This window comes from Flavobacterium sp. N502536 (assembly GCF_025947345.1).
Lineage (GTDB): Bacteria > Bacteroidota > Bacteroidia > Flavobacteriales > Flavobacteriaceae > Flavobacterium.
The window spans coordinates 2930919-2947418 of sequence record NZ_CP110011.1; the positions used below are offsets into that span (position 1 = coordinate 2930919).

The 16500-nt window shown below is 36.9% G+C and carries 9 protein-coding genes; 5 read left to right on the forward strand and 4 right to left on the reverse strand.

Features of this window, described 5'->3' with window-relative positions:
• Nucleotides 1-4 precede the first annotated feature (4 nt).
• Nucleotides 5-316, forward strand: a complete 312-nt coding sequence (locus tag OLM61_RS12610) for a DUF3467 domain-containing protein (RefSeq protein ID WP_017496730.1) — start codon at nt 5-7, stop codon at nt 314-316.
• Nucleotides 317-648: 332 nt separating this feature from the next.
• Here the strand turns inward: OLM61_RS12610 and OLM61_RS12615 are convergent, their stop codons facing one another.
• Both OLM61_RS12615 and OLM61_RS12620 read right to left on the reverse strand, forming a co-directional pair.
• Nucleotides 649-2241 (reverse strand): peptide chain release factor 3, encoded by a 1593-nt coding sequence (locus OLM61_RS12615; RefSeq protein ID WP_264523011.1) that lies wholly within the window; start codon nt 2239-2241, stop codon nt 649-651.
• Nucleotides 2242-2623: 382 nt separating this feature from the next.
• A complete protein-coding gene (locus tag OLM61_RS12620; RefSeq protein WP_264523012.1) occupies nt 2624-4066 on the reverse strand; it encodes an alpha-amylase in 1443 nt (480 codons plus the stop codon).
• Nucleotides 4067-4597: 531 nt separating this feature from the next.
• On the opposite strand from OLM61_RS12620, the gene OLM61_RS12625 reads away from it, so the two are divergent.
• Both OLM61_RS12625 and OLM61_RS12630 read left to right on the forward strand, forming a co-directional pair.
• Nucleotides 4598-6031, forward strand: a complete 1434-nt coding sequence (locus OLM61_RS12625; protein WP_264523013.1) for a peptidylprolyl isomerase — start codon at nt 4598-4600, stop codon at nt 6029-6031.
• 78 nt (nt 6032-6109) lie between these two features.
• Nucleotides 6110-7063, forward strand: a complete 954-nt coding sequence (locus OLM61_RS12630) for an AAA family ATPase (RefSeq protein WP_264523014.1) — start codon at nt 6110-6112, stop codon at nt 7061-7063.
• A 38-nt stretch (nt 7064-7101) separates the two neighbouring features.
• Here OLM61_RS12630 and xrtN read toward each other — a convergent pair whose 3' ends face one another.
• Both xrtN and OLM61_RS12640 read right to left on the reverse strand, forming a co-directional pair.
• On the reverse strand, nt 7102-8349 hold the full coding sequence (gene xrtN / locus OLM61_RS12635; RefSeq protein ID WP_264523015.1) for an exosortase N: 1248 nt from the start codon (nt 8347-8349) through the stop codon (nt 7102-7104).
• Nucleotides 8349-10841 carry an XrtN system VIT domain-containing protein gene (locus OLM61_RS12640; protein WP_264523016.1) on the reverse strand — a complete coding sequence of 831 codons (2493 nt, stop codon included), beginning with the start codon at nt 10839-10841 and terminating at the stop codon, nt 8349-8351. Before OLM61_RS12640 ends, xrtN begins: the two co-directional genes overlap by 1 nt.
• Before the next feature lie 437 nt (nt 10842-11278).
• On the opposite strand from OLM61_RS12640, the gene OLM61_RS12645 reads away from it, so the two are divergent.
• Nucleotides 11279-14050, forward strand: a complete 2772-nt coding sequence (locus OLM61_RS12645) for a bifunctional aconitate hydratase 2/2-methylisocitrate dehydratase (RefSeq protein ID WP_264523017.1) — start codon at nt 11279-11281, stop codon at nt 14048-14050.
• Between the two features lie 126 nt (nt 14051-14176).
• Nucleotides 14177-16441, forward strand: coding sequence for an aconitate hydratase (locus tag OLM61_RS12650; protein WP_264523018.1), 2265 nt, complete (start codon nt 14177-14179; stop codon nt 16439-16441).
• Nucleotides 16442-16500 lie beyond the last annotated feature (59 nt).

The following is a 16500-nucleotide window of genomic DNA, read 5'->3' on the forward strand; positions in this document are numbered from 1 at the left end:
AACTATGAGTAATCCGAACCAACAACAAGAACAGATTAATATTGAGTTAGACGAAACTATCGCAGAAGGAATTTATTCCAATCTTGCGATTATCAACCACTCATCCTCAGAATTTGTTTTAGATTTTGTGAGTATTATGCCTGGTATTCCTAAAGCCAAAGTAAAGTCAAGAATTGTCTTGACGCCACAACATGCTAAAAGATTATTAAAAGCAATTGGTGAAAATATTCATCGTTTTGAAGTCGCTCATGGCGAAATCAAAGAGACGGAACAAGCTCCAATACCGCTTAATTTTGGTCCTGCGGGACAAGCATAAATTTTAAAAGCCCCAGCAATGGGGCTTTTTTTATGGAAAAAAATGAAAATTTTGACAGCTTTTACCGTTGTTAGAAAACAGATGGGTATAAATTTAGAAAATGAGATACAGTTGGAGATCCAAACAAACAGAAAGTGTAGTTCAACGGATTTATTTTTGTTTTCGTCGACAAAATTTTTTGTTTTGCATGGATTGTCCTAGATTGCCACCTCCTAAATAAAAGATTATTAATTATTGGAATATATTAACTAATTAAGGTTCGATTAATTCAAATTAAAAAAAAAGCGCTAATTTAAAATTAGCGCTTTTTTTATGGGATATTTTGAAATTTCTTAGTCAAATTCTGAGGTGAAGAACAACTTCACACTTGGGTATTTACTTTGTGTCATTTGAATCGTAAAGTCAGAATCGGCAAGGAATACCAACTGACCGTATTTATCATGAGCAAGGAATTTTTGTTTGATACGCTTGAATTCTTTAAATTCATCATTCTTGGCATCATCCGGTTTAACCCAGCATGCTTTGTGAACCGGGAAGTTTTCATAGGTACATTTTGCACCGTATTCGTGCTCTAAACGATACTGAATTACCTCATATTGAAGTGCTCCAACAGTTCCGATAACCTTACGATTGTTCATTTCCAGAGTAAACAACTGTGCTACTCCTTCGTCCATCAACTGATCAACTCCTTTTTCTAATTGCTTAGCTTTCATAGGATCGGCGTTGTTGATGTATCTGAAATGTTCCGGAGAGAAACTTGGGATTCCTTTGAAACTCATTATTTCTCCTTCGGTTAAGGTATCACCAATTTTAAAATTTCCTGTATCGTGCAAACCAACGATGTCCCCAGGATACGAAATATCTACAATTTCTTTTTTCTCAGCGAAAAACGCATTTGGACTCGAGAATTTTAAATTTTTCTTTTGACGAACGTGGTAATAAGGCTTGTTTCTTTCAAAAGTTCCCGAAACAATTTTAATAAAGGCCAGACGGTCTCTGTGTTTCGGATCCATATTGGCGTGGATTTTAAACACAAAACCAGTCATTTTTTCCTCTGCCGGATCAACCAAACGGGTTTCAGAATCTTTTGGTCTTGGAGATGGAGCGATTGTAACAAAACAATCTAGCAATTCGCGAACCCCAAAATTATTCAAAGCCGAACCAAAAAATACCGGTTGTAGTTTACCGTCTAAATAATCCTGACGATCAAATTTTGGATAAACTTCGTCGATCAATTCTAATTCTTCACGAAGTTTTTCAGCTGCTTTCTGACCCACAATTTTATCTAATTCCGGATTGTTCTGAACATCAGAGAAAGCAATCGTCTCTTCGATGTTTTTACGGCTGTCTCCGCTGAAAAGGTTAATGTTTTGTTCCCAAAGATTATAAATTCCCTGAAAATCATACCCCATTCCGATAGGGAAACTTAGCGGCGTAACGGTAAGACCAAGTTTTTGTTCCACTTCGTCCATAAGGTCAAAAGCATCTTTTCCTTCACGGTCTAATTTGTTGATGAAAACAATCATCGGGATGTTACGCATTCTACAAACAGCTACTAATTTCTCTGTTTGTTCTTCGACCCCTTTTGCAACGTCAATTACAACAATAACGCTATCAACAGCGGTTAAAGTTCTAAAAGTATCTTCGGCAAAATCCTTGTGTCCCGGAGTATCAAGGATATTGATTTTTTTGTCTTTATAATTAAAAGCAAGTACAGATGTTGAAACCGAAATACCTCTCTGGCGTTCGATTTCCATGAAATCACTCGTTGCTCCTTTTTTAATTTTATTGTTTTTTACAGCTCCCGCTTCCTGAATAGCACCTCCAAATAACAATAACTTCTCTGTTAAAGTTGTTTTACCGGCATCAGGATGCGATATAATTCCAAATGTTCTTCTGCGTTGTATTTCTTTTAAAAAGCTCATATTTCGTATAAATAGGTTGCAAAAGTACTATTAAATACAGCTTTATAAAAATATTCAGTTCTTAAATTTGGAAGACTTTCTTTTAAAAAGATATTTTAAAGTAAAATAGCCTCTTTTTTTTAATTTAAAAGATTCTTGAAGATGAAATGGGGTGTGATATTTTATTTAGATTTGATGTCGTTTGCTCCAGCGGAGCAAAATCTTTAAAGGAAACAGTATCGAGGATAGAAAAAAGCTCCAGGAGGAGCGATATGTCTTATCCCTAGAGGGTTCTTTTAAAAGTGCAGCGTGTTTTTTTTATCAAAATTATGCCCTTCCGGGATGCAGTAAAAAAAAAGCTGTCTTGTTTTAAGACAGCCTTAATAGTTATTTTTAGTTTAGGCTATTGATTAACCGACCAAACAGAATATCCTTTTGGAGGACATTGTATTTTTACCCATTTGTCGGCCTGAGTAGTAGGATACCAGCTTGAATTTCCGGTGAAATCTTTAATTTGAGTACTGGCCCAGTTGGTTTGAATCCATCTTTCCTGCCAGGTATCAGAATTGTTGATGTAAACAACCAATCCGGGATTTCCGTTGTAACCGTTTCTTCTTGCTACATATTCATCATTGTCAGAATAGAGAATAGAAGTTGTTCCCGTTGCTTTATTGTTGTGAATCCAGATCAGATTGTTTAGTTTGCTTTTGTCTAACCATTCCTCATAATCGCGGTAAAAAATAGTCGGATATCCTTCATGAGTCAGGATGTAGGAATACGCTAATAATTTGCTCCAGATTTCATCGGTATCATGATTGGTTACAAAGGTCACGGCTTTGTAAGGGTTTCTTTTCCACATCATATCATCATTCAGTAATGCCAGATTGTTTCCGTCAAAAGCATCATTCATTTTGTAATAACAGGCAAAGTCAAAAACAGAACTGTTTGCGCTGTTAGCCCAGTCATTTAACACGTTTACATTCGAATCCCATAATTCTCCAACCGAGAATCCGCCCACATTCGCATTCCATGAATTTACGACCCAGGCACCGAAACCTTTTACATAATCGAATCTCCAGCCGTCAAACTTCATCGTGTTTTTGTAATATTTACCCACACCGTCAGCTCTCAGCCAAAGCCAGTCCTGTACATGCGGGTTGGCGTGGCATAAATCAGGAAAACCTCCAAAAGCACCCTCGTCATTATTACCATAACTGTTTTTGTAGAAGTCGTTATAATTACGGGTAAACTTTCCGGAAGCCACTCCGCTAAAATTAGTCCATGTATTCGTTCCCGTAAAAGGATTGGCTTCGGATTGCCCGCCACTATTATGATTGATCACAATATCGGCGTATACCTTTACATTTTCTGTGTGTGCAGCGGTAATTAAGTTCACCAATTCGGTTTTAGAACCAAATCGGGTTTCTACAGAACCATTTTGGTTGTAATCTCCAAAATCAAAATAATCTGTAGGGTCGTATCCCATCGAGAAAGCGCCGTTTTGTGCCTTAGAAGCAGGTGGCAGCCATATAGACCCGATTCCTGCATTAGACCAGGCGGTTACTTTGCCGCTTACCGTATTCCACCAGGTTCCACCAGACGGAACATCCCAGTAAAAAGCCTGCATCATAACTCCGCCACCCGGATTGTCTACATACTTTCCGGTTAAAGACGAATTGGAAGTGCCCGTACTAAAAGGTCTTCCGTCATGATGGGTAACGTTAATAATTTCAAATTGCTCGCTTTGAGCTTTTGATTCTGTTTCAATGGTTTCATTTTGTGAACAGGAACCTAAAAATGCAGTCATCGCTGCAAGCAGGTAAAGTTGTAGAATTGGTTTTTTCATAATTGGTTGAGATAGGTTAATAAAGTTTGTAATTGTAATCTATCGGGGTGAAAAGAAGCGTTATTCGTAATTTATACCCTTTTAAATTAGTAATTACGTATCTAAAGTATGTGTTTTTTGATTTCATTTGAATTTGCAGGAAAATAGTTATCCCACGAAAACGTTGTAGTATGGATAACTTTTTTTATTACAGCCGTATTTAATACTTTAGAATTTAATAAGGACGATTTCTAAAGCGCATTGTTTCAGGGTTTAATCGTAAGTTGTAGCCGTTTGTCGCCACTATTTAACTGCGCTAAGAAGTCCGTTTCAGTTGAAATTGAAGATCAGCCCTATAATTTTTTGTTAATAGTATTGCTGATAGTTGTATTATGTAATTGAATTGTTATTTTTGTTCGTTATAAGTCAAAATGAACTAGATCTTAATTGTTTAATGTTTCCGGAAGTATATCCTTGAAGTATTTCAAAGTAAGTTCGGTTTAAGACGAAATTCTAAAGCAAGACCTTTACATTCAAATTAAATTTTAAATAATGTTATTAAAAAAATTATCGCTAAAAACAATTGATTTCAAATTCGTGTTGACAATGTGTTTTTTATTTTTTTTCAACTCAATTATTTCGGCTCAGGAAGTTATTAAGGATACAGTAGTTAGCAAACCGGCTCTTACCGTACCATCCGGGCAAAAGCTGAAAATTGACGGTATTATTGCTACAGTTGGAGATTATATTGTTTTAGATTCAGATATTGATAAAGGATTTTTAGAAATTTCAGCACAGGGAGGATCTACAAAAGACATTACAAGATGTCAAATGCTGGGGAAACTTTTAGAAGATAAACTGTATGCGCATCAGGCGATTCAGGATAGTATCGTAGTAAGTGATGCCGAAGTAAGAAGCATGATGGACGAGCGATTGAATTATATGGTACAACAGGTGGGTGACATCAATAAAGTTGTAGCGTATTACAAAAAGAACTCAGTAGAAGAATTTAAAACCTATTTTGCAGATATCTTAAAAGAGCAAAAATTAGCGTCAGAAATGACTAAGAAAATTGTGGACGCCGTTGAAATTACACCGGAAGAAGTTCGTAATTTCTTTAAAAAGATACCAAAAGACGAATTACCAACTTTTGGAGCAGAGATGGAAGTAGCACAAATCGTGGTAGAGCCTAAAGTTTCGGCAGAAGATGAGCAAAAGGTAAAAGACAGATTAAATGCTATTCGAAAAGATGTGCTTGAAGGATCGAGTTTCGCAACAAAAGCAGTACTGTATTCACAGGATCCGGGATCATCACCAACGGGAGGTTTTTATAAAATGACCCGAAAAACACCTTTCGTAAAAGAGTTTAAAGATGTTGCTTTTAGTTTGGCAGCCGGAGAGATTTCAGAACCTTTTAAAACTACTTTTGGATACCATATTATAATGGTTGAAAAAATTAAAGGTCAGGAAGTGGAACTGCGCCATATTTTAATTGCTCCAACGGTTTCAGAAGCAGCGCTGAAAGAGGCGAAAGAAAGAATTGCAAACATCAGAAACAAGATTGTTAATAAGGAGATTACTTTTGCAGATGCTGCAAGAACAGAATCAGACGAGAAAGAAACAAGAGCAAACGGAGGAACGCTGGTAAATCCAAATACTCAGGATACCCGTTTTGAATTGACTAAAATGGATCCGACTTTATACAGCCAGGTTTCTAACTTGAAAGACGACGAAATTTCACAACCGCTTTTAAATACAGACGATAAAGGTAAAAAAACATACAAATTAATTACCGTTACCAATAGAATTGAGCAGCACGTTGCAGATTATGCTAAGGATTATACTAAAATTAAAGAATTGGCATTGAAAGAAAAGCAGATCACGACCATTTCAAAATGGTTTGATAACAAAATAAAAGATACTTATATCAAAATTATTGGAGAGTACAGAGATTGTAATTTTGTATACAATTGGCTTAAAAAATAATTTTTATTAAATAAAGAAAAAGAGTTAGTTTTATGAATTCATAATACTAACTCTTTTTAAATTTAAAAACATATCTAAATGTCTGACGTAACAGCAATTCATAATTTAGTTCAGAAACGAAACGAATTAAAAAACGAAATAGCAAAAATTATTGTAGGCCAGGATGCCGTTGTAGACCAAATTTTACTGTGTATATTTTCAGGTGGTCATGCTCTTTTGATTGGTGTTCCGGGTCTGGCGAAAACATTAATGATTAATACTTTGTCTCAGGCTTTAGGTTTAGATTTTAAAAGAATTCAGTTTACGCCGGATTTAATGCCTTCGGATATTTTGGGAAGTGAAATTCTGGATGAAAACAGACAATTTAAGTTCATCAAAGGTCCTATTTTCTCCAACATCATTTTGGCAGATGAGATCAACAGAACTCCGCCTAAAACACAGGCCGCTTTATTGGAAGCCATGCAGGAACGTTCTGTTACCATTGCGGGTCAAAACTATAAGTTAGATTTACCTTATTTTGTATTAGCGACTCAAAATCCAATTGAACAGGAAGGAACCTATCCGTTGCCGGAAGCGCAGTTAGACCGTTTTATGTTTGCGATTAAGCTGGAATACCCAACTTTTGAAGAAGAAGTTCAGGTAGTGAAACGTACGACATCTGATGCTAAAACAACCATTAATCCATTGTTTAGTGCACAGGAAATTATCGATTTTCAGCATTTGATTCGCAGAATCCCTGTAGCCGATAATGTTATTGAATATGCAGTAACTTTAGTAAGCAAAACACGTCCGGATAATGCTTTGTCAAATGATTTCGTTAAAAATTATTTGGACTGGGGAGCAGGACCAAGAGCTTCTCAAAACTTGATTTTGGCTGCAAAAGCCCATGCTGCTTTCAATGGGAAATTTTCCCCGGATATTGAAGATGTAAAAGCAGTGGCAACCGGAATTTTAAGACACAGAATTATTAAAAACTATAAAGCAGATGCCGAAGGAATAACAGAGGAAAAGATTATTCAGAAGCTGTTGTAAACCATATAGAGCCTGATACAATTTGTATCAGGCTTTTTTTATATCAATTTTGTACGGCTGGTTTCGTTTATCAAGCGAACAGGTTTATTGTACAAAAGCTTTATGAAAAGCACCTCGACAAGCGAGGTGTATTTTTTGCCATCGCATTCGTACCACCAATACGAGTAATACTGTGCCTGGTTTTTCTCCATTCGGACAAAACAGATTTCTTCGTTGTTTTTTTGAATCACTTTAGATTCGATTACTTTATAGCCATTTCCGGTCCAGCAAATCAAAGGATTGTGAGAAGGTGTTTTAATGTAAATAAGCTTTTCTGGAGTTGCAATTTTAAAAACTTCATTGGTAACCCATATTCCTTTCGTGGTAGTGTAGGTTGTATCCAGATTTTCAAGCAAGTTATGTTTTAGTTCTTTTTTGATTTCAAAACTAGTTACCAATAGTATTAAAAAAGCGATGGCAATTGGAAACAAGGCAAATTTGCCAGAAGCCGGACGACTGGCGATTTCTTCCTGATTGGGTTTAAAAAAGCGTATTAAAAACAGCAGGGGTATGATTTGATAAAAAACAAAACAGAGCAAGCCAATGCTATGATGCAAGGCATTTTCTTCGGTACAATCGACTAAAATTAAAACGATGATTCTGAAGTAATTCGAAATGATATTGAGTAAAATCATCACAAAACAGAAGAGGAAGATTTGTTTTACGTTGTAATATTTATGCTGCTTGCGTTCTTCCAAAGTCAATAAAAAAGCGCCAACAAGCAAACCGGTTTTAAACATCGAAAGTCCCATGCAGGCAGTGTCGATGGTAATTTTTGCATTATTGATGTAGAAATTAACACCTTCGATTTTGGTAATAGGAATGAAATTTTTTAACGTTAAATAGACCCCGTAACAAAGCGTCTGTTTAATTTCGACGGTCAAATAATCAAAAAAGGTAGTAAACAGTGAGGAGAATAACAGAATGCAGATAAAAGCAATAAACGAAAATTTTCTCGTAAGACTGTAAAATAGAAAACAGGCTGATAGCGCCAATGCTAAAAAATGCAGCGATTTGGTGTGCAGCCGATAGCTTATGAATTCTAGTAAAAGAATCAATCTCAAAAGGGGGTAGTTCATATTAAATGAAGTTTTTCTACCCCCGATAATGAATAAGACTATTGAAAATGAAATTCCAAAAAGATTGCGATCCAAACCAGAGCGGACAATATCAAAGTTGATACCCAATAATAGCAGCAGCGTCAGGATCGCAATGGCATTTTGGTATTGAAATAAAAATGATTTCATTAAATCGTTTGCTTTTTGTGTTTTCTGTAATAAAAGAAAAGGATTGTCGATCCCAGAATAATCATTAGCCATTCATGAGGTTCAGGAACAGCGCCGTCATTATTCACAGAAGCATTTCCAAGAGTATCAACGTTTTTCTCAATGCCGTTATTTTTGTAATCTTCATCAGTTTCAAGAACAATTAGGGAAGATATCGGGGTAACAATATTGGCATCTTTGGCTAAATCGACATATTGATTTTGCACTAAAGTATCGTTTTGAATTTTCACCTGTTCTTCAAGTACTTTTCCAAAAGCGTACATTCTGTAGATGTGATCCGGCCCACTTTTTTTAGGAATATTGGTTTGAGGGTTTTCTGTAATCACAATATTGGCAGCTTCGATATTCACCGCATTCGGTGCTGTTTTAAACAATACAAATTGTTTTTTATCAATCAGTTCTAAGCTGTTTCTTAAACTGGTCTGGAAGTAATCGACATATTTTTGTTCTTTTACCGTTTGCCAAAACGGATTAATATCGGATGAAATATTAATTACTTTTAAATTTTTCGGCTTTGTTTCGGTTTTGATCCTTTTTAAATAATTGCAATCTTCAAGCTCCTCAAAATTGGCAGAGAACGTACCGCATTTGGTAACGATTAAACTGTTTTTGGCCATTTTATAAAGAGGTAGCAAAGAATAATGAAGATCTTCAAACTCTAAGGCAAGGGCTCTAAAATTGTCTTTGTTGATTTCTTTCTTTTCGTCATTTATAAAAACAAATAAGTTGGTTTTGTTTAAATTCACATACGATTCTATTTGTTTGGTTGTCCAGCTGCTGTTTAAGTCCAGTATAATTTCTGAAGGAGTAAAGGGAACTGTCGTTTTTTGAATGTTCTTTACTTCGTAAACTTTGTTTTTCCATGCGAATGAGTTTGAGGCTTTGGTGAGCGGCATATAGGCTTCCCAATGGTCTAATCCTTTTGATTGATTGATGTAATGGCCTTTGTTTCGTTCAAAATCTTTGCTGGTTTCAATTTTTGTACTTCCAACGCTTTGAATTCGTGATATCGTTTCGGCATTCGAAATGTTTGGTCCTTTAATAGAAAGACTCTGGTATTTCATTTGGTTGTCTTCCACTTTTAAAGGAGTTGTAAAACCACATTTAAAAGTTCGCGGAGTCCTGGCATTGATAGGAAAAACTCTAACCACGACTTTATTTCCCTCTTTCCATTGCATTAAAGACGGATCACGGCTTTCTACACCTACAATTTGATTATAGGCCGCCTTCGCTTTCTCTTTCGTAGTCAAAACCCCTTTTCTTTCAACTCCGTTTACCCATAGTGACAATGAGGTTGCAACAGAACCTTCCGGCAATTGAAAAGAATAAATAGCTTCCTGATCCCTCCAGGTATCTTCAGGGCAGGCACTCTTCATGGTAACTTCAGTATAGGCCAGATGCGCGTCAGGGTACAGTTTTACATCTTCCTTAATGGTTTTGGTAAATAAACTTTTGCCACTCCACAGTTGTTCTTCAGTTTCTAATCGTTTGTCAAAGTTTGATTTCAGAATATTGATTTTGTCATCATTGTGGATATTCAGGTCTTTACAGAACAGATACGCAACAGATATAAACGGATTGTGTATTTTTTCCTCATTGAACTGTTTAGTGCTGAAGGAACCAAAACGGTTAAAAGAAAAGAGGTCATGAAGCGGAATGTAGACGATGTCTTTTTTTAATAATATCTCATTGAAAAAGTTAGGTTTTAAATTCTGAGATATCGAAATATAACGTGGTAAGTTCTCATTCTGATCAAAGGAATTGATTGCAGCCGATTGTACTATTTTATTGCTTTCAATACGCAATCCAATTGCGAAAAAAGTTAAGCTCAGGAGTACAACTAAGAAACCGGCACCAAAAGCAAGGGTGTAATTCTTGTTTCGATTAAGATAGCGAGCCATTGTTATCAGATGGATGACAAGCACCAATGCAGGAACCAATCCGTAAAATCCTAACCCTAAGATTATAATGGCCATGAAAGAAAATGGCATGATCGGAATCAGGTAGATTGCAAAATACAAGATGATCCCAAAAGATAAACCATTTATGAAAAAGGAGACAGATCTGCTTCGGTTTTCGTCTGATTTGCTGTAGATGAAAAAATTGGACAGACAAAAAAACAGCGTGGCCAAGTAAACCCATATTTGAAGATCATGGAAAATAGGAACAAGGATATTTAAAGAGAAACATCCAATAAACCAGTTCAGAATTAAAAAAGGAGTCAGATGGATATAAGTTTCTTTGTTTTTTAAGATCATAAACGAAAGAACAATTCCATATACAAATTCAGCTATAAGGCTGGGTATAGCAATTGTTTCAAAATCATGAAATCGAAATTCTTTAGAGATAAGAGCAGCAATCAGGAAAAGGCTGCTGAAAAAGGTTGCGATTAAACCAATGATCACTCCGGTTTTTTGAGTGTAAAGTTCGAAAGCGGCTAGTTTGTTTTTCATAGTTGTATTTATTTAAAAGTACTTTGAATTGCAAAGTTATTAAAGAATTTGAATTACAGCTTTTTTATTTTAAATTTTTTTTGAATCATGGAAAAAGAGTAACGCTGACAAATGATGTTTTAAAATGAAAAAAAGGGGAGGGAAAAAAGCGCTACTATAACGTTGTAATTGCTTATTTAGAAAGGTTCTTCGTTAAAGCGGAAGTAAAATCTCACTTCGTTTATAACAACGAATTTCGACTTTGCTAAAGAAAGGATTTTAAAATAGTAATAATTCAGTTTTTTAATAAAAAATTGGAATTTTGGCAAAAATAAGCAACGAAAATTGTTTTTTAGCAATAATAATTTTTGAAAAGGCGACTTCTGTTATATTTTTTTTAATTCTCGGCTTTAATAGCTAAATTTGCAAACAAAAAATAAAAAGACTTCTATAATATTATGAATACTTATCAAGATTACATTAAAGAGATCGAGGAAAGAAAAGGCCAGGGTCTTCATCCAAAACCAATCGATGGTGCAGAATTAGTAAGTGAAATCATTTCGCAGATTAAGGATGTAAACAATCCATATAGAGAAGATTCTCTTAAATTTTTTATTTACAATACTTTGCCTGGTACTACAAGTGCTGCAGGTGAAAAGGCTGAGTTTTTAAAAGAAATTATTCTTGGTGAAGCTGTAGTAAGCGAAATTACTCCTGCTTTTGCTTTTGAATTATTATCTCACATGAAAGGTGGTCCTTCTATTAAGGTACTGCTTGATTTGGCTTTAGGTAGTGATGTTGCTATTGCAAAAGAGGCTGCAAAAGTTCTTAAAACACAGGTTTTCCTTTACGAAGCAGATACAGCTCGTTTGGTAGAAGCATTTAAAAATAATAATGAAGTTGCGAAAGAAATTTTGGAGAGCTATGCACAGGCAGAATTCTTTACAAAACTTCCGGAAGTAGCAGACGAAATTAAAGTGGTTACTTTTATCGCTGGTGAAGGAGATATTTCAACCGATTTACTTTCTCCGGGAAATCAGGCGCACTCACGTTCAGATCGTGAACTTCACGGGCAATGTATGATTACGCCACAAGCACAGCAGGAAATTAGAGCTTTACAGGCACAACATCCTGATAAAAGCGTAATGTTAATTGCTGAAAAAGGAACAATGGGAGTGGGATCTTCAAGAATGTCAGGTGTAAATAACGTGGCACTTTGGACAGGAAAACAAGCAAGCCCATACATTCCATTCGTAAATATCGCTCCAATTGTTGGAGGTACAAATGGTATTTCTCCAATTTTCTTAACGACTGTTGATGTAACTGGTGGTATTGGTCTTGACCTTAAAAACTGGGTAAAAAAGGTTGATGCTGAAGGAAATATTGTTCGTAACGAAAATGACGAACCAATTTTGGAACAAACTTATTCTGTTGCTACAGGAACAGTTTTAACCATCAATATTAAAGAGAAAAAGCTGTACAATGGAGATCAGGAATTGATTGACATTTCGAAAGCATTTACTCCTCAAAAAATGGAATTTATCAAAGCAGGTGGTTCTTATGCTATCGTATTTGGTAAAAAACTTCAAACATTTGCAGCGAAAACTTTAGGTGTTACAGCTCCGGTTGTATTTGCTCCGTCAAAAGAAATATCTATTGAAGGACAAGGTCTTACTGCTGTAGAGAAAATCTTCAACAGAAATGCAGTAGGTACAACACCAGGAAAAGTACTGCACGCAGGTTCAGATGTTCGTGTTGAAGTTAATATCGTAGGTTCGCAAGATACAACGGGTCTTATGACGGCTCAGGAGTTAGAATCTATGGCAGCAACTATAATTTCACCAATCGTTGATGGTGCTTACCAATCTGGTTGTCATACTGCTTCGGTTTGGGATAAAAAAGCTCAGGCAAATATTCCGAAATTGATGAAATTTATGAACGATTTCGGTTTGATTACGGCTCGTGACCCGAAAGGCGTTTACCATGCAATGACCGATGTAATTCATAAAGTTCTTAACGATATTACGATTGATGAGTGGGCGATCATTATTGGTGGTGACTCACATACCAGAATGTCTAAAGGAGTTGCTTTTGGTGCTGACTCAGGAACAGTTGCTCTTGCACTTGCTACAGGTGAGGCTTCAATGCCAATTCCGGAATCTGTAAAAGTAACTTTCAAAGGAGACATGAAAGGGTATATGGATTTCCGTGATGTGGTTCATGCTACTCAGGCTCAGATGTTGCATCAGTTTGGTGGAGAGAATGTATTCCAGGGTAGAATTATTGAAGTTCATATCGGAACACTTACTGCTGACCAGGCGTTTACCTTTACAGACTGGACTGCAGAGATGAAAGCAAAAGCTTCTATCTGTATTTCTGAAGATGATACTTTAATCGAATCATTGGAAATTGCAAAAGGCAGAATCCAGATCATGATCGACAAAGGAATGGACAATGACAAACGCGTTCTTCAGGGATTAATCAACAAAGCCAATAAGAGAATTGAAGAAATCAGAACTTCTGAGAAACCAGCTTTAACGCCGGATGCCAATGCAAAATACTACGCTGAAGTGGTAGTAGATTTGGATCTGATTGCTGAGCCAATGATCGCAGATCCGGACGTAAACAATGCGGATGTTTCTAAACGATATACACACGATACCATCAGACCTTTATCGTTCTATGGAGGAGTGAAAAAAGTTGATCTTGGATTTATCGGTTCTTGTATGGTTCACAAAGGAGATATGAAAATCCTTGCTCAAATGTTGAAAAACGTTGAAGCACAAACAGGAAAAGTTGAATTTAATGCACCTTTGGTTGTTGCGCCGCCTACCTACAATATCGTAGACGAGTTGAAAGCAGAAGGAGACTGGGAAGTTTTACAAAGATATTCCGGTTTTGAATTCGATGATAGTGCTCCAAAAGGTGCAGCACGTACCGAATACGAAAACATGTTGTATTTAGAACGCCCGGGATGTAACCTTTGTATGGGGAACCAGGAAAAAGCGGCAAAAGGAGATACTGTAATGGCAACTTCTACACGTTTGTTCCAAGGAAGAGTTGTAGAGGATACAGATGGTAAAAAAGGAGAGTCTTTACTTTCTTCTACACCAGTAGTGGTATTGTCTACAATTTTGGGTAGAACTCCAACATTGGAAGAGTATACAACTGCAGTTGAAGGAATTAATTTAACCAAGTTTGCACCTTCAAACAAACAATTAGTGATGTAATATAACATTAGTTATAATCATTATATATAGAGAGCCCGAGTGATAAACTCGGGCTTTTTCTTTTACAACTCCTCTATTTTTTGTAACTTGGGATGTTCAAAAAAACAAACAAAAACAATTATACTTATGGCTTTTGATATTGAAATGATTAAAAAAGTGTATGAGAACATGCCAGGTCGTGTTGATAAAGCACGCGAAATTGTTGGTCGTCCACTTACCTTAACAGAGAAAATTTTATACAATCACCTATGGGATGGAAATCCGACAAAGGCGTTTGGAAGAGGAGTAGATTATGTTGATTTTGCACCGGATCGTGTGGCCTGTCAGGACGCAACAGCTCAAATGGCCTTGTTGCAGTTTATGCACGCCGGTAAAGCTAAGGTGGCAGTGCCTACAACCGTACATTGCGATCACCTGATTCAGGCAAAAGTAGATGCTGCAACCGATTTGGCCAGAGCAAAAACACAAAGTAATGAGGTTTTCGATTTCTTATCGTCAGTTTCTAATAAATACGGAATTGGTTTCTGGAAACCGGGAGCGGGAATTATTCACCAGGTAGTACTTGAAAATTATGCATTCCCGGGAGGAATGATGATTGGTACCGATTCGCACACCGTAAATGCAGGAGGTTTAGGAATGGTTGCTATTGGTGTTGGTGGAGCAGATGCTGTAGACGTGATGTCAGGAATGGCCTGGGAGTTGAAATTTCCAAAATTAATTGGAGTAAAACTAACGGGTAAATTATCAGGCTGGACAGCGCCTAAAGATGTTATTCTTAAAGTAGCCGGTATATTGACTGTAAAAGGCGGTACAGGAGCTATTGTTGAATATTTTGGTGAAGGAGCAACTTCTATGTCCTGTACCGGAAAAGGAACGATTTGTAACATGGGAGCCGAAATTGGAGCTACAACTTCAACTTTTGGTTACGATGCCTCTATGGGTCGTTACCTGCGCTCTACAAACAGAGCTGATGTTGCGGATGCTGCCGATAAAGTAGCTTCTTATTTAACAGGAGACCCTGAAGTATATGCTAACCCGGAAAAGTATTTCGATCAGGTAATTGAAATTAATTTATCTGAATTAGAACCACATTTAAACGGTCCTTTTACTCCGGATTTAGCGACCCCAATTTCTAAAATGAAAGAGGAAGCCATCAAAAATAACTGGCCTTTACAAATTCAGGTAGGTTTAATTGGTTCTTGTACCAATTCCTCTTATGAAGATATCTCCCGCGCGGCTTCTTTGGCCAGACAGGTAAGTGCAAAAAACTTAAAAACGAAATCTCAATTTACAATTACGCCGGGTTCTGAAGTAGTACGTTATACCATCGAGCGTGATGGTTTTATCGATACCTTCCATAAAATTGGAGCGACTGTTTTTGCGAATGCCTGCGGACCTTGTATTGGTATGTGGGACAGAGAAGGAGCAGAGAAGGAAGAAAGGAACACCATCGTTCACTCTTTCAACCGTAATTTCTCCAAACGTGCAGATGGTAACCCGAACACTTTAGCCTTCGTAGGTTCGCCCGAATTGGTGACGGCTATGGCCATTGCAGGAGATTTAAGTTTTAATCCATTAACAGACACTTTGATCAATGAAGATGGAGAAGAAGTAATGTTAGAAGAACCTACAGGAGACGAATTGCCTCCAAAAGGATTTGATGTTAAAGATCCGGGATTCCAGTCGCCTGCTGAAGACGGTTCAGGAGTTCAGGTAGTGGTAAGCCCAACATCTGAACGTTTGCAATTATTAGCTCCGTTTGATGCCTGGGATGGTAAAAACATCACGGGGGCTAAACTGCTGATAAAAGCATTCGGAAAATGTACAACCGATCACATTTCTATGGCAGGACCGTGGTTGCGTTTCCGTGGACATTTAGATAACATTTCTAACAATATGCTGATTGGAGCTGTAAATGCATTCAATCAAAAAACGAACTCGGTTAAAAATCAACTAACCGGCGTATATGACGCTGTTCCGGCTGTAGCCCGTGCATACAAGGCTGCAGGAGTTTCGTCTATTGTTGTGGGAGATCACAATTATGGAGAAGGTTCGTCTCGTGAGCATGCTGCTATGGAGCCACGTTTCTTAGGAGTTAAAGCTGTATTGGTAAAATCGTTTGCCCGTATTCACGAAACAAACCTTAAAAAACAAGGTCTTTTGGGATTGACTTTTGCTAATGAAGCCGATTACGATAAAATTCAGGAGAACGATACAATCAATTTTACGGATTTAACCGAGTTTGCTCCGGGAAAACCATTAACATTAGAGTTCGTTCACGCTGATGGTACCAAAGATATTATTCTGGCCAACCATACCTACAACGAAGGACAGATTGGCTGGTTCGTTGCTGGTTCGGCACTAAACTTAATTGCTGCCGGGAAAGCCTAATCGATACGATTTATTGCTATAAAAAAAGCTCTGTGAAAACAGAGCTTTTTTTATAATTG

Bases quoted from the DNA above. Each gene is read 5' to 3' on its own strand.
- OLM61_RS12610 (WP_017496730.1), top strand. From the start codon at position 5: ATGAGTAATCCGAACCAACAACAAGAACAGATTAATATTGAGTTAGAC.
- OLM61_RS12615 (WP_264523011.1), bottom strand. From the start codon at position 2,241: ATGAGCTTTTTAAAAGAAATACAACGCAGAAGAACATTTGGAATTATA.
- OLM61_RS12620 (WP_264523012.1), bottom strand. From the start codon at position 4,066: ATGAAAAAACCAATTCTACAACTTTACCTGCTTGCAGCGATGACTGCA.
- OLM61_RS12625 (WP_264523013.1), top strand. From the start codon at position 4,598: ATGTTATTAAAAAAATTATCGCTAAAAACAATTGATTTCAAATTCGTG.
- OLM61_RS12630 (WP_264523014.1), top strand. From the start codon at position 6,110: ATGTCTGACGTAACAGCAATTCATAATTTAGTTCAGAAACGAAACGAA.
- xrtN (WP_264523015.1), bottom strand. From the start codon at position 8,349: ATGAAATCATTTTTATTTCAATACCAAAATGCCATTGCGATCCTGACG.
- OLM61_RS12640 (WP_264523016.1), bottom strand. From the start codon at position 10,841: ATGAAAAACAAACTAGCCGCTTTCGAACTTTACACTCAAAAAACCGGA.
- OLM61_RS12645 (WP_264523017.1), top strand. From the start codon at position 11,279: ATGAATACTTATCAAGATTACATTAAAGAGATCGAGGAAAGAAAAGGC.
- OLM61_RS12650 (WP_264523018.1), top strand. From the start codon at position 14,177: ATGGCTTTTGATATTGAAATGATTAAAAAAGTGTATGAGAACATGCCA.